Source organism: Micromonospora sp. NBC_01739 (genome assembly GCF_035920385.1).
GTDB lineage: Bacteria > Actinomycetota > Actinomycetes > Mycobacteriales > Micromonosporaceae > Micromonospora.
In genome coordinates, this window is the sequence record NZ_CP109151.1 from 440,902 (window position 1) to 454,441 (window position 13,540).

At 72.1% G+C, this 13,540-nt stretch carries 10 protein-coding genes; all 10 read left to right on the forward strand.

Going from position 1 to position 13,540, the window contains the following annotated elements; all coding sequences use genetic code 11:
* Positions 1-152: 152 nt before the first annotated feature.
* Entirely contained in the window at positions 153-584 is a 432-nt protein-coding gene (gene mraZ / locus OIE53_RS02025) for a division/cell wall cluster transcriptional repressor MraZ (RefSeq protein ID WP_111246328.1), read from the forward strand.
* Between the two features lie 209 nt (positions 585-793).
* The gene (rsmH, locus tag OIE53_RS02030) at positions 794-1,900 is read left to right on the forward strand and encodes a 16S rRNA (cytosine(1402)-N(4))-methyltransferase RsmH (protein WP_327027033.1); all 1,107 of its coding nucleotides are present in this window, start codon (positions 794-796) and stop codon (positions 1,898-1,900) included.
* Entirely contained in the window at positions 1,897-2,505 is a 609-nt protein-coding gene (locus OIE53_RS02035; protein ID WP_327024843.1) for a hypothetical protein, read from the forward strand. The genes rsmH and OIE53_RS02035 overlap by 4 nt, the downstream gene beginning before the upstream one ends.
* A gap of 4 nt (positions 2,506-2,509) precedes the next feature.
* Entirely contained in the window at positions 2,510-4,738 is a 2,229-nt protein-coding gene (locus OIE53_RS02040; protein WP_327024844.1) for a peptidoglycan D,D-transpeptidase FtsI family protein, read from the forward strand.
* Between the two features lie 161 nt (positions 4,739-4,899).
* On the forward strand, positions 4,900-6,420 hold the full coding sequence (locus OIE53_RS02045; RefSeq protein WP_327024845.1) for a UDP-N-acetylmuramoyl-L-alanyl-D-glutamate--2,6-diaminopimelate ligase: 1,521 nt from the start codon (positions 4,900-4,902) through the stop codon (positions 6,418-6,420).
* Complete coding sequence (locus OIE53_RS02050) at positions 6,417-7,823, forward strand: UDP-N-acetylmuramoyl-tripeptide--D-alanyl-D-alanine ligase (RefSeq protein WP_327024846.1); 1,407 nt, start codon at positions 6,417-6,419, stop codon at positions 7,821-7,823. Before OIE53_RS02045 ends, OIE53_RS02050 begins: the two co-directional genes overlap by 4 nt.
* Positions 7,820-8,953: a phospho-N-acetylmuramoyl-pentapeptide-transferase gene (gene mraY, locus OIE53_RS02055; RefSeq protein ID WP_327024847.1), complete on the forward strand. Its 1,134-nt coding sequence runs from the start codon at positions 7,820-7,822 to the stop codon at positions 8,951-8,953. Before OIE53_RS02050 ends, mraY begins: the two co-directional genes overlap by 4 nt.
* 399 nt (positions 8,954-9,352) lie before the next feature.
* A complete protein-coding gene (locus OIE53_RS02060; RefSeq protein ID WP_327024848.1) occupies positions 9,353-10,780 on the forward strand; it encodes an FtsW/RodA/SpoVE family cell cycle protein in 1,428 nt (475 codons plus the stop codon).
* Complete coding sequence (murG, locus tag OIE53_RS02065) at positions 10,780-11,886, forward strand: undecaprenyldiphospho-muramoylpentapeptide beta-N-acetylglucosaminyltransferase (protein ID WP_327024849.1); 1,107 nt, start codon at positions 10,780-10,782, stop codon at positions 11,884-11,886. The genes OIE53_RS02060 and murG overlap by 1 nt, the downstream gene beginning before the upstream one ends.
* 121 nt (positions 11,887-12,007) lie before the next feature.
* Positions 12,008-13,534 carry a UDP-N-acetylmuramate--L-alanine ligase gene (gene murC / locus OIE53_RS02070; protein ID WP_327024850.1) on the forward strand — a complete coding sequence of 509 codons (1,527 nt, stop codon included), beginning with the start codon at positions 12,008-12,010 and terminating at the stop codon, positions 13,532-13,534.
* Positions 13,535-13,540: the final 6 nt, after the last annotated feature.

A 13,540-nucleotide genomic window follows, 5' to 3' on the forward strand; every position in this document is an offset into this window, starting at 1 on the left:
TGTCGTCCAGAATGGCGCGCCACGCGGTCCAATCTGGTTGCGGGTGGAGGGAAGTGGAGTAGAGTGGGGCGCATTGGTGAGGCCGGGAGGGCCCACCGGCCCGGGGGGTCAGCGGCGCGCGAACGCCGCTAAAGGGCGAGGGGGTTGGGCCGATGTTTCTCGGCACCCACACTCCTCGTCTGGACGACAAGGGCCGGTTGATCCTTCCGGCGAAGTTCCGGGATGAGCTGGCGGGGGGTGTCGTGATCACCAAAGGGCAGGAACGCTGCCTCTACGTCTTCCCGACGCCGGAGTTCCAGCGCATCGCGGAGCAGTTGCGTGCACAGCCGATGACACACAAGGCGGCCCGGGCCTACAGCCGTGTCTTCTTCGCCAGTGCACACGACGAAGTGCCCGACAAGCAGGGCCGGGTGACCATCCCGGCGCACCTGCGCAGCTACGCGGGGCTCGACCGGGACCTGGTGGTCATCGGCGCGAGCACCCGGGTGGAGATCTGGGACAAGGTCGCCTGGGAGACCTACCTCGCCGAGAGCGAAGACGACTTCGCCGACATCGAGGAAGGGGTGCTGCCCGGCGGTCTGTAGGGCGTGACGACGCCCGACGTACTGCGAGATCTCCAGCCGCTTTCGAGTTCCTGGCATCCCTTCCCCGGTGCCAGGGGCACGATCCGACACGGAGGGCTGTGGCCCGACGGCCGGGCGGGGAGCGGATGGGGATCTGGCGGTATGACGGCACGGCGTCGTCCGACGAGCAGAACGCAGAAGACAACAAGGTCAAGCCAGTGGGGGTCGACATGGGGGAGCTACGCGGCACGCATGTGCCGGTGCTGCTTGAGCGGTGTCTCGAGCTGCTGGCCCCCGCACTGGGCCGAGGCGGTCGCACCGTGCACGTCGACGCGACCCTGGGGTTGGCCGGCCACGCCGAGGCGGTGTTGCTGGCCCATCCGGAGACCATCCTGGTGGGCCTGGACCGGGACACCGAGGCACTGGCCCACGCTCGGGTGCGGCTGGCCCGCTTCGCCGATCGGATCCACCTGGAGCACGCCGTCTACGACGAGCTGCCCGAGGTGCTGGACCGGCTGGGTTATCCGCGTGTCGACGGGGTGCTGTTCGACCTGGGGGTCTCCTCGCTGCAACTCGACGCGCCCGACCGCGGGTTCGCGTACGCGCAGGATGCGCCGCTGGACATGCGGATGGACCAGACCCGGGGGGTGACCGCCGAAGAGGTGGTCAACACGTACGCCCATCCGGACCTGGCCCGGGTGCTGCGGGTGTACGGCGAGGAGAAGTTCGCCGGACGGATCGCCTCGGCGATCATCCGGGAGCGGGAGCGCAACCGGATCACCTCCTCGGCCCGACTGGCCGAGCTGGTTCGGGAGTCCATACCCGCACCAGCCCGACGAACCGGTGGACACCCGGCTAAGAGAACGTTTCAGGCTTTAAGGATCGAGGTAAACAGGGAACTGGCGGCGCTGGAGACGGCGCTGCCGGCGGCCCTGGACAGGCTTTCGGTCGGTGGTCGTCTGGTGGTCATGTCCTACCACTCGTTGGAGGACCGGCTCACCAAACAGGCGCTCGCCGATCGGGTCCGTAGCACCGGCCCGGTCGACCTCCCGGTCGAACTGCCCGGGTCGGAGCCGACGTTCCGGCTGCTCAGCCGGGGCGCGGAGCTGCCCGGGGAGGCGGAGGTCGCCGCCAACCCGAGGGCCGCTTCGGTGCGGCTGCGGGCGGCGGAACGGATCGACCCGCAGGCCCGGCAGCAGGGGGGTACCGACCGCGAACGGTACCGCCGCCGGGTCAAGGCGATGCACCAACCGGGGACGGGATCGGCCACCGGATCCGCAACGGGTCCGCAGCCGGGCCCGGGGGAGACGACGGACGAAGAGGGGGAGGGAACATGAACGTGGACAAGCGCCGGAACATCGCCGGCGCCGGGCAGCGCGTACCGCGGTCGGGGGGCCGGATCGCGGCAGAGCGGGTTCGGGGGACCGGGGACACCACCCGGCGTACGGAGCGGATGAGCCCGCTGGAGCAGACTCGCGCCCGGGGGGCGCGCGAGTTCCGCACCGAGGGCAACGCCGCCTTGCGGCCGGTCGAGCGGGCCGGGGTCACCGAGCCGCAGCGGGCGGTGACGCCGCAGCTGCGGGTCGCCCCGCCGCCGCCGGTACGGGTGCCGCGGGCGCCGTTCGCGGCGCTGGTCGTGATGCTGGTCGTCGGCGGGGTGCTGGGCATCCTGGCGGTCAACACGAAGATCAACGAGAACGCCTTCCGGCTGCTGGAGCTTCAGGAGCAGCAGGCCAAGCTCGACGTGGAGCAGCAGCAGCTGACCAAGCAGATCGCCGACGCCGAGGCGCCGGGCAACCTGGCCGCCCAGGCCCGCAAGCTGGGGCTGGTCGAGTCGGGGGAGCCGGCCCTGATCCGGCTGCCCGACGGCAAGCTGATCGGGGTGCCGCAGCCGGCCGGTGGGCAGGCGTCGATCACGAGCACCCAGGGCGCGGAGGGGTAAGACCGTGCCACCGAGGTCGGAGGAACCGCGCCGGGACGCCACAGGCTCCCGGCGCGGTTCGTCACGTGGTGCCTCCGATCGGCAGGTGCCACCCCGCGGCAATGGAGAGCGCGCCGCCGGGGAACGCGGCGGCGAACCGGGCATCGGCGGCATCTCCGACGCCCGGGCGTACACCCCTCGGGGTCGCACCATCCGTGAAGGCGGCGCCACCCCGGCGGCCGGGCGGGCCGAGCAGCGGCGTACCCCCCGCAGCAACCGGTCCCAGGATCCCTTCCGGCCGGCCCTCCAGGTGCTCGACGGGGGTCGGGCGGCGGCGGCCCGGGGTGGGGGCCGGTCGGGCGCCGCGGCCCGCAGGGACGGTGCCACCGGTCGCACCTCGGTGGTGCGTACCGTCACGCCCCGCACCCCCGGTGGCGAGGAGGCCGAGCCGCCCCGTCGGCGGGTGACCGACCCCCGGCGCCAGGAGCGCGGGGCCCCCCGCCGTCCCGCCCGCAAGCCACCCCGCCCGCCCAGGCTCGCCGATCCGGCCCGTCGCCTGCGGCTGGGTACGGCGCTGGTGATGGCCATGTTCGTCGCCATCGGCATCCGGCTGGTCGTGCTCCAGACCGTGGACACCCCGGCGTACGCCGACGGAGGGGTGGCCGACCGGCTGCGGACCGTGCAGCTACCCGCGCCGCGGGGGGCGATCTACGACCGGGACGGGGCCGCCCTGGCGCACAGCGTCGAGGCCCGCTACGTCTACGCCGATCCCACCCGGGTGCAGGACATCCCGGCGACCGCCCGGACCCTCTCCCCGCTGCTCGGCATCCCCGCCTCCGAGCTGGCCGAGAAGATGCAGCCCCGCAAGCGGATCAACGGGGTCGACTCGCGGTTCGAGTACCTGGCCCGGGGGGTGGACATCGACCGGGCCCGCGAGATCATGAAGCTCGAACTGCCCGGCATCTACACCCAGCGTGACGAGCGGCGCGAGGTGCCCGGCGGTGACCTGGCCGCCAACCTGATCGGCTTCACCAGCCTCGACATGACCGGGTTGGAGGGGCTGGAGGCCCGCTACGACGACCTGCTGCACGGCGAGGACGGCGAGCGGACCTTCGAGATCGGCCTCGGCGCGCCCATCCCCACCGGCTACAGCCGCACCACCCCGGCCAAGCCGGGCAGTTCGATGGTGCTGACCATCGACCGGGACCTCCAGTTCATGACGCAGCGGATCCTCAGCGAGCAGGCCAAGGCGGCCCAGGCCAGCACGGCCGCCGCGGTGGTGCTGGACGTGCGTACCGGGGAGGTGCTGGCCCAGGCCAGCCAGCCGACCTACAACGCGGCGCGACCGCAGGCCAGCGAGCCGACCGACCGGGAGGACGCGGCCACCAGCTTCGTGGTCGACCCGGGCTCGGTGCACAAGGCGATCACCTTCGGGGCGGCCCTCCAGGAGGGGGTGATCACCCCGGACACCTCGTTTCCGGTGTCCAACGCGATCCGCAAGGGCGACACCTGGTTCCCGGACACCCACTTCGCCAACGGACGGCGGATGAGTGTGGCCGGGATGATGGCGTACTCCTCGAATGTCGGCACCATCCAGATCGCCGACAAGCTGGGCCCGGAACGGCTGATCGACTACCAGCGCCGGTTCGGTCTGGGGAAGCCGACCGGGGTAGGTATGCCCGGTGAGGCCGGCGGCCGGTTGCTGCCGTTGTCGGAGTGGAGCGACTCGTCGCACGGGTCGGTGCCGATCGGGCACAGCGTGGATGCCACCCCCCTGCAGATGGCCGCCGCCTACGCCGCCATCGCCAACGACGGCACCTACATCCAGCCGCACCTGGTCAAGGAGACCATCGACCCGCAGGGTAACCGGACCCCGGCCGAGGCGCCGGCGACCCGTGCGGTGCTCAGCCCGGAGAACGCCAAGGCCCTGCGTACCCTGCTGGAGGCGGTCACCACGGTGGAGAACGCCACCGGGTTGGCCGCGGCGGTCCCCGGCTACCGGGTGGCCGGTAAGACCGGCACCGGGTGGCGGCTGGTCGACGGCAAGAAGCAGCCCGGGGATGTCGCCTCGTTCATCGGGATGGCACCGGCGGAGAACCCCCGGTACGTGATCGCGGTCTTCGTGCACAGCCCGAGCGGTGGCGGCGGGAAGGTGGCGGCGCCGGCCTTCCGGGACATGATGACCTTCACTCTGCGGCACTTCAAGGTGCCCCCCTCCAGTGAGCCCGCGCCGAAGTTCACCGTCTTCCCGTAGGACGGTCCGGTCCGCATCGACCCGCCGGCAGGCCGTGCCGGCGGGTCGATCCGGGCTGCCCGGCTGGCCAGTCGCCGTCCGACCTGCGGTTCGACTCCCTGTGGCGGAGATTCAGGCGCGCCGTGCGGCCACGAGCGGGCGACCGGGTAGGGTCTGACGCCGTGCGCGGCAATCCTCGTCCCCGTACCGTGACCGGAATCCGGCTCGGTGACCTAGCCGCCCGGCTCGCCGTGGCGCCCCCTATCACCGTCGATCCGGTGGTGACCGGGGTGACCCACGCCAGCCGTGAGGTCCACCCCGGCGATCTGTACGCGGCCCTGCCCGGTGCCCGGCGTCACGGCGCGGAGTTCGTCGCCGAGGCGGCGGCGGCCGGTGCCCTGGCGGTGCTCACCGACCCGGCCGGTGCCGAACTGGCCGCCGAGCACGGGCTGCCCATCCTGGTGGTGCCCGACCCACGTGCGGTGCTCGGCACCCTGGCCTCGGCCGTCTACGGCAACCCGACCGAGAAGTTGACCGTGATCGGGGTCACCGGCACCGCTGGCAAGACCTCCACGGCCTACCTGGTCGAGTCGGGGCTGCGGGCCGCCGGCCACACCACCGGCCTGATCGGCACCGTGGAGACCCGCCTCGGCGACCTGGTTCTCGACAGCGTCCGGACCACCCCGGAGGCCACCGACCTGCACGCGATGCTCGCCGCCGCCCTCGAACGCGGGGTCACCGCGGTGGTCATGGAGGTGTCCAGCCACGCCCTGGTGATGGGGCGGGTCGGCGGGGTGCGCTTCGACGTGGGGGGCTGGACCAACTTCGGCTCCGACCACCTCGACTTCCACGCCGACGCCGACGACTACTTCGCGGCCAAGGCGCGGCTGTTCGACGGCCGCTGCCGGGTCGAGGTGCTCAACCATGACGATCCGGCGCTGAAGGGCCTGTTCCGGCCCGCCACGGTCAGCTTCTCCGCAGCCGGTGACCGGTCGGCCACCTGGTGGGCGGAGCACATCGACGGCGAGGGGTACGCCCAGCGGTTCACCCTGCACGGCCCGGACGATCTGGTGCTCGACGCCGGGGTGGCGCTGCCCGGGCGGCACAACGTGGCGAACGCCCTGCTGGCCGTCGCCGTACTGGTGGCCGCCGGGGTGCAGCCGGCCGTAGCGGCGGCCGGGGTGGCCGCCTGCGGCGGGGTACCCGGGCGGCTGGAGTCGGTGGGGGTGGCCGGCGGGGTACGCGGGGTCGTCGACTACGCCCACAAGACCGACGCGGTGGTGGCGGTGCTGGCCGCCCTGCGGGAGATGAGCAGCGGCCGACTGATCTGCGTGATCGGCGCGGGCGGTGACCGGGATCGGGGCAAACGGCCGACGATGGGTGCCGCCGCCGCCCAGGGAGCCGACGTGGTGCTGGTGACCGACGACAATCCCCGCACCGAGGATCCCGCGGCGATCCGCGCCGAGGTGCTGGCCGGGGCGACCGGGGCCGGGACTTCGGCCCGGGTTCTCGAGGTGGCTGGGCGGCGGGCGGCGATCGACGAGGCGGTCCGGCTGGCCGAGCCCGGGGATGTGGTCGCGGTGCTCGGCAAGGGCCACGAACGTGGTCAGGAGATCGCCGGTGAGGTATATCCGTTCGATGACGTGACCGAACTGGCCGACGCGCTGCGGGCCCGCTTCGGCAGCCTGGGAGGCCAGCGATGATCGCCTTGAGCCTGGCCGAGATCGCCTCGGCCGTCGACGGGCGGCTGGTCGCCGCCGACCCGGTCGGGCAGGTCACCGGCAGTGTGGAGTTCGACTCCCGCAAGGTCACCCCCGGCGGCCTCTTCGTCGCCTTCGACGGGGAGAAGGTGGACGGGCACGACTTCGCCGACTCGGCGGTGCAGGCCGGGGCGGTGGCCGTGCTGGGTAGCCGTGAGGTGCCCGGCGTACCGATGATCATCGTCGCCGATCCGCTGGCCGCGATGGCCCGACTGGCGCGTGCCGTGGTGGACCGGCTGCCCGAGCTGACCGTGATCGGGTTGACCGGTTCCTCCGGCAAGACCACCACCAAGGATCTGGTCGCCCAGCTGACCGCGCGGCTGGGGGAGACCGTGGCGCCCCCCGGGTCGTTCAACAACGAGCTGGGTCACCCGTACACCGCCCTGCAGGCCGGGCCCTCGACGCGCTACCTGGTGCTGGAGAAGGGGGCCCGGGGCATCGGGCACGTGCGGTACCTGTGCGAGGTGGCCCCGCCGCGCATCTCCGTGGTGCTCAACGTCGGGGTCTCGCACATCGGCGAGTTCGGCTCGCAGGAGAACATCGCCCTGGCCAAGGGTGAACTGGTCGAGGCCCTGCCGGCCGAGGGCCTGGCGGTGCTCAACGCCGACGACCCGTTGGTCGACGCGATGGCCGAGCGTACGACCGCCCGGGTGGTCCGCTACGGCGAGGCGGCGCACGCCGAGGTGCGGGCGGCGGAGGTGACCCTGGACGAGCGGGGGCGGGCCGCGTACACCCTGGTGACCCCGGAGGGGAGCGCCTCCGTGCGGCTCGGTCTGACCGGGCGGCACCAGGTCTGGAACACTCTCGCCGCCGCGGCGGTGGCCCGGGAGCTGGGTATGCCGTTGGCCGAGATCGCGGTCGCCCTGGGCGAGCTGGGCCTGGTCTCCACCCGCCGGATGGACGTCTTCGAGCGTCCCGACGGGGTGACCGTGATCGACGACTCGTACAACGCCAACCCGGCCTCGATGGCGGTGGCGTTGCGGGCGCTGGCCGGCGTGGGCGCGGGCCGGCGAACCCTGGCGGTCCTCGGCTACATGGCCGAACTGGGCGAGTACGAGGAGCAGGGGCACACCGAGGTGGGTCGGCTGGCGGCCGAGTTGGGTGTCGACCGGCTGCTCGTGGTCGGCGAGACGGCGGCGCCGATCCACCACGGGGCGACATCGGTAGGTGACTGGGGAGGAGAATCGGTGCTGCTCACCGATCAGGCGGCGGCCGTTCAGGTGCTGCGCAGCGAGCTACGGCCGGGGGACGTGGTCCTGGTGAAGGGGTCCCGGTACCGGACCTGGGAGGTGGCCGACGCGCTGCGTGCCGAGGCTGATCCGGCCACCGGGGGTGGCGCCGCGTGAGGGCCGTCATCGTCGCCATCGGGGTGGCCTTCCTGGTCTCGCTGTTCTGCACCCCGATCGCGATCAAGGTGTTCACCCGGCTCAAGGCGGGTCAGCCCATCCGGGCCGAGGGCCCGCAGATGCACCAGGGCAAGAAGGGCACCCCGACCATGGGCGGGGTGGTGTTCATCCTCGCCACCGTGATCGCGTACGTGGCCGGTCACCTGGCCCTGACCACCCTGCCGGACGCGCAGATCGCCCAGGTGGAGCCGACCATCACCGCGCTGGTGCTGCTCGGGTTGATGGTCTTCTGCGGCGCGGTCGGCTTCATCGACGACTTCCTCAAGGTGCGCAAGCGGCACAGCGGTGGCCTGAGCGCCAAGGGCAAGCTGCTCGGGCAGATCCTGGTCGGCGCGGTGTTCGGGGTGGTCGCCCTCTGGTTCCCCTCCACCATGACGGACGCCGACGGCGCCCAGACCAACACCGAGACCGTCGGCAGTACGACGTTGAGCTTCATCCGGGACATCCCGGCCCTGGAGGTCACCAAGATCGGCGCGGTGATCATCTTCATCTTCGTGGTGATGGCGGCGACCAACGGGGTGAACCTCACCGACGGCCTGGACGGCCTGGCCACCGGGGCCTCGGTGATGGTGCTCGGGGCGTACGCGGTGATCGCCTTCTGGCAGTACCGGCACTGGTGCGCCGACCCGGCGTACACCGCCAACCCGAACAACTACTGCTACGCCGTGCGGGACCCGTTGGAGATCGCCTTGATCGCCGGGGCGGCGGCCGGGGCCTGTGTGGGCTTCCTGTGGTGGAACACCTCACCGGCCCGCATCTTCATGGGGGACACCGGGGCCCTGGGCCTGGGCGGCCTGATCGCCGGCATGGCGATGTCCACCCGGACGATCCTGCTCCTGCCGATCATCGGCGGCCTGTTCGTGATCATCACCATGTCGGTGGTCATCCAGATCATCTCCTTCAAGACCACCGGCAAGCGGGTCTTCCGGATGTCCCCCCTCCAGCACCACTTCGAACTGGCCGGCTGGAGCGAGGTCAACATCGTGGTCCGCTTCTGGATCATCGCCGGCATCGGGGTGGCCATCGCCCTGGGCCTCTTCTACAGCGACTTCCTGGCCAACATGGGCTGACCCCCGTTCAGCGGCGTTGATCAACAGGTTTGCGTCACCGGAAGGCCGGATTCAGACGCAAACCTCTTGATCAACCACGGCGGGGGGCCGGGGGTGCGACACGCCGAGTGGGGGATACCGGGGGCGTGGGGTGGTGGCAGCGGCGATGATGGCGCTGTGGGGGAGGCCTGGGAAGACAGTGGCGGGGAGTCGGTGGGTCGGCGGCGTGGTCGTGCCGCGGGCGGAGAGGGTGCTGCGGCCAAGAGTGGTACGGCGGTCACGGCGGGTGGTGGGACCGCTGGCGGGGAGGGTGCTGCGGGGCGGGGTGCCGGGTCCGCCACGGGTAGCGCCGCCCGGGCCGGTGGGGCGGGTTCGTCCGCTCCGGTAGCGGAGGGTGGTCCGTGGCGTGGCCTGGACCCGATGGGCGGATTCGCCGCCCTGGCCGCCCTGCGTGGCCTGCTGTCCCGGCCCCTGGCCTCGTACCATCTGCTGCTGGCCAGCTCGGGGCTGCTGCTGCTGATCGGCCTCACCATGGTCTTCTCGGCCACCAGCGTGCGCGACTACGCCGCCGGGGGCAACGCCTCCGCCTCCCTGGTCAAGCAGGCGCTCTTCGCGGTCATCGGCATCGTGGCCTTCTGGGTCTGCCAGCGTCTGCCGGCCCGGACCTTCCGGGCCCTGGGGCGGCCGGTGCTGGCCGTCGCGGTGGGACTGCTGTTGCTGCTGAACGCGCTGGTGGCGTACGGGCGGTTGACCGGCTCCCCGGCGAGGATCGGGCCGCTGGAGGCCGAGCTGCTCGGGCTGTACGTCGGTGGTCTCGGGTTGCAGCCCTCCGAGCTGGCGAAGTTCGCGCTGGTGTTGTGGGGGGCGTACGTGCTGGCCCGCAAGGGTGCCGCGCTGGGCTGGTGGCGGGAGCTGGCCACCCCGCTGTTCCCGGTGGTGGGCCTGATGTTCGTGCTGGTCGGCTACAACGACCTGGGCAGCATGCTCTGCCTGGTGGCGCTGGTCGTCGGCCTGCTCTGGGCGGCCGGGGTGCGGCTGCGGGTCTTCGCCACCCTCAGCGCGATCGGCCTGGCCGGCATCGGCCTGCTGGTGGCGGTGGCCTCCCTCGGCGCCGGTTCCGGGGTCGTGGGTGAGGAGAACTACCGGCTGCAGCGACTGACCATGTTCGTCAGCCCGCCGCCGCTGGAGCAGTGCCGAGAGGAACTCTGCTACCAGATGGTGCAGGCCCGGTACGCCATCGCCAACGGGGGCTGGTTCGGCACCGGGCTGGGTCAGGGGCGCAGCAAGTGGGACTGGCTGCCGGCGGCCGAGAACGACTTCATCTTCGCGGTGATCGCCGAGGAACTAGGGGTGGTCGGCTGCGCGGTGGTGGTCACCCTGTTCGCCGTGTTGGCCTACACCGGCCTGCGCATCGCCCGCCGGGTCGACGATCCCTTCCGGCGGCTGGCGGCGGCCGGCGCCACCGCCTGGCTGATCGGGCAGGCCTTCATCAACATCGGCGGGGTGATCGGTCTGCTGCCGCTGACCGGGGTACCCCTGCCGTTCATCTCGGTCGGCGGCAGCGCCCTGGTCGTCACCCTCGCGGCGGTCGGCATGTTGGCCTCCTTCGCCCGGGCGGAACCCGATGCGGCCCGGGCCCTGCATGCCCGTCCGCCCGCCCGATGGGTCCGACTAGTGTGGGCTCCGTTGCCGCCGATTCCCGGCCGGCGTCGCCGTGCGGCGTCGCCGCCGGCTGCCCGCAGGTCCGTACCCCGGGCCCGTAATCGGCGTGAGGACGACCAGGCCGCATCGCGTGGTGCCCGGGACAGCCGGGGCCGCGGCGGGTCGGCGAACGAGAGGAGACGTTGATGGGTCCGCTGCGTTCGGTGGTACTCGCAGGCGGTGGCACCGGGGGACACATCTACCCGCTGCTCGCCTTCGCCGACTGCCTGCGCCGTCACGACCCCGGCGTCCGGATCACCTGTCTCGGCACACCGAAGGGCCTGGAGAACCAGCTGATCCCGCCCGCCGGCTACGACCTGCGCAACATCCCGGCGTACCAGCTCCCCCGGTCGATCAACCTGAACCTGGTCCGTACCCCGGGCCGGATGTGGACCGCGGCCCGCGCCGCAGGCAAGGTCATCGACGAGGTGGGCGCCGAGGTGGTCGTCGGCTTCGGCGGGTACGTCTCCGTGCCGGCGTACCTGGCCGCCTGGCGGCGGGAGCTGCCGATCGTCATCCACGAGGTCAACGTGCCGCCGGGGGTGGCCAACCGGCTGGGCATGAAGTTCACCAAGAACGTGGCGGTGGGTTTCCCCCACCAACCCGCCCAGGCCGAGGCGCTGCGGGAGGCCCGGGTGGTCGGGGTACCCCTGCGGCGCAACATCGCCGGGTTGGACCGGGTGGCCATGCGCGGCGCGGCCCGGGCCCACTTCGGGCTCCGTCCGGACCTGCCGGTGCTCTTCGTGGCGGGTGGTTCCCAGGGGGCCCGGTCGATCAACCTGGCGGTGGCCGGGGCGGCCAAGGAGTTGGCCCGCAACGGCATCCAGGTGCTGCACGTGATGGGGGCCCGCAACGAGCCGGTGTCGATCCCCACCGACCTGCCGGTGCCGTACGTGACCCTGCCGTACCTGTCCGACATGGATGCCGGGTACGCCGCCGCCGACCTGATGTTGGGCCGGGGGGGTGCGATGACCTGCGCGGAGGTGGCGGCCATCGGTCTGCCGACCATCTATGTGCCGTACCCGCACAGCAACCAGGAGCAGAAGCGCAACGCCCTGCCGGTGGTCGAGGCCGGCGGTGGCCTGCTGGTCGACGACGGCGAACTGACCCCGGACTGGCTGGAACGTACCGTCATCCCGCTGATCCGGGACCCGCAGCGGCTGCACGCGATGGGCAATGCCGCCGCGGCCTACGGCCGCCGCGACGGTGACGAGGCCCTGCTCAACTTCGTCTACGAGGCGGTTTCCCGGTGAGCGCGAGGAGTGAGCCGGGCCTGCGAGCCCCGCAGTCGCGAACGAAGATCGGCTCAGTGAGCGCGAGGAGTGAGCCGGGCCTGCGAGCCCCGCAGTCGCGAACGAAAGAAGGTGCGGCCCGATGAGAACGTTCAGCCCGGCCGGTACGGTGACCGCCGAGGATCTGGGTCACATCCACCTGATCGGGGTGGGCGGGGTCGGCATGAGCGGCCTGGCCCGGCTGTTCCTCACCCGGGGCCTGCCGGTCTCCGGCAGCGAGTTGCGCGAGTGGCCGTCGCTGGCCGGCCTGCGGGCCCTCGGCGGGACCATCCACATGACCCACGAGCCGGCCAACCTGGACGGTGTCGACACCGTGGTCTACTCCTCGGCCATCCCGGCCGACCACCTGGAGATGGTCGAGGCCCGGCGGCGTGGCCTACGGATCCTGCACCGTTCCGAGGCCCTGGCCGCTGCGATGACCGGCCGGCGTACGGTGGCGGTCGCCGGCACCCACGGCAAGACCAGCACCACCTCCATGGTCACCATGGTGTTCCAGCGGGCCGGCGCCGATCCCTCCTTCGTGATCGGTGGCGAGATCTCCGAGGTGGGCTCGGGCGCCCACCACGGCACCGGCGAGTACTTCGTGGTCGAGGCCGACGAGAGCGACCGGTCCTTCCTGATCTACCGCCCGTTCGTCTCGATCGTCACGAACATCGAGGCGGATCACCTGAACACCTACGGCGACCTGGCCAATCTGGAGGCCACCTTCGCCGAGTTCGCCCGGCTCACCGACCCGGACGGCTTCATCATCACCTGCGCGGACGATCCGGGTGGGCAGCGGCTGGCGGCCATCCTGCGGGCGGAGGGACGCCGGGTGTACACCTACGGCGAGTCCGCCGAGGCCGATCTGCGGCTCAGCGAGATGGCCTCCTCGGCTCAGGGGGTGCGCTACCTGGCCCACATCGACGGACGCCCGCTGGGGGAGTTCCGGATGCCGGTGCCCGGCCGGCACATGGCCCTCAACAGCGCCTCGGCGGTGCTGGCCGCGTACCTGTTGGAGTTGCCGTTGACGGCCGCGGAGGCCGCGCTGGGGTCGTTCCCCGGGGTACGGCGGCGCTTCGAACGCAAGGGGGTCGCCGACGGTGTCCTGGTGTACGACGAGTACGCCTACCACCCGACCTCGATAACCCTGGCGCTGCGGACCCTGCGTGAGGTGGCCGGCGAGGGCCGGTTGCTGGTGGTCTTCCAGCCCTACCGGCTGTACCGGACCCGGGACCTGCAGTCGGAGATCGCCGAGGCGCTGGCGATCGCGGACGAGTTGGTGCTGCTGGAGGTCTTCGGCCCGGGTGAGCAGCGCGGCCCGGGGGAGGGGTCGGCGGCCCTGATCGAGGCGGTCGGGTTGCCGGCGGAACGGAAGGTCTTCGTCGACTCCTGGGAGGACGCCCCGACGGAGGTGGCCCGTCGGGCCCGCCCCGGCGACGTGGTGGTGACCATGGGCGCCCCGCCGATCTCGCTGATGGGTGACGAACTGCTGGCCGCCTTGACTGCGCGTACCGCCGATCCGGACGCCGGCACGGTGGCCGGTGGCCTGGCCGGGGGTTCGGCGAGCATCGGCGGTACGGTGCCCGACGCCGCCGCGCGCAACGGCGCGGCCCCCGGGGTGGAATGAGTCCCG

Coding starts and splice junctions, on each gene's coding strand:
- OIE53_RS02050 (WP_327024846.1), top strand. CDS start 6,417: ATGATCGCCTTGAGCCTGGCCGAGATCGCCTCGGCCGTCGACGGGCGG.
- mraZ (WP_111246328.1), top strand. CDS start 153: ATGTTTCTCGGCACCCACACTCCTCGTCTGGACGACAAGGGCCGGTTG.
- murG (WP_327024849.1), top strand. CDS start 10,780: ATGGGTCCGCTGCGTTCGGTGGTACTCGCAGGCGGTGGCACCGGGGGA.
- rsmH (WP_327027033.1), top strand. CDS start 794: ATGGGGGAGCTACGCGGCACGCATGTGCCGGTGCTGCTTGAGCGGTGT.
- OIE53_RS02035 (WP_327024843.1), top strand. CDS start 1,897: ATGAACGTGGACAAGCGCCGGAACATCGCCGGCGCCGGGCAGCGCGTA.
- OIE53_RS02060 (WP_327024848.1), top strand. CDS start 9,353: ATGGGCGGATTCGCCGCCCTGGCCGCCCTGCGTGGCCTGCTGTCCCGG.
- murC (WP_327024850.1), top strand. CDS start 12,008: ATGAGAACGTTCAGCCCGGCCGGTACGGTGACCGCCGAGGATCTGGGT.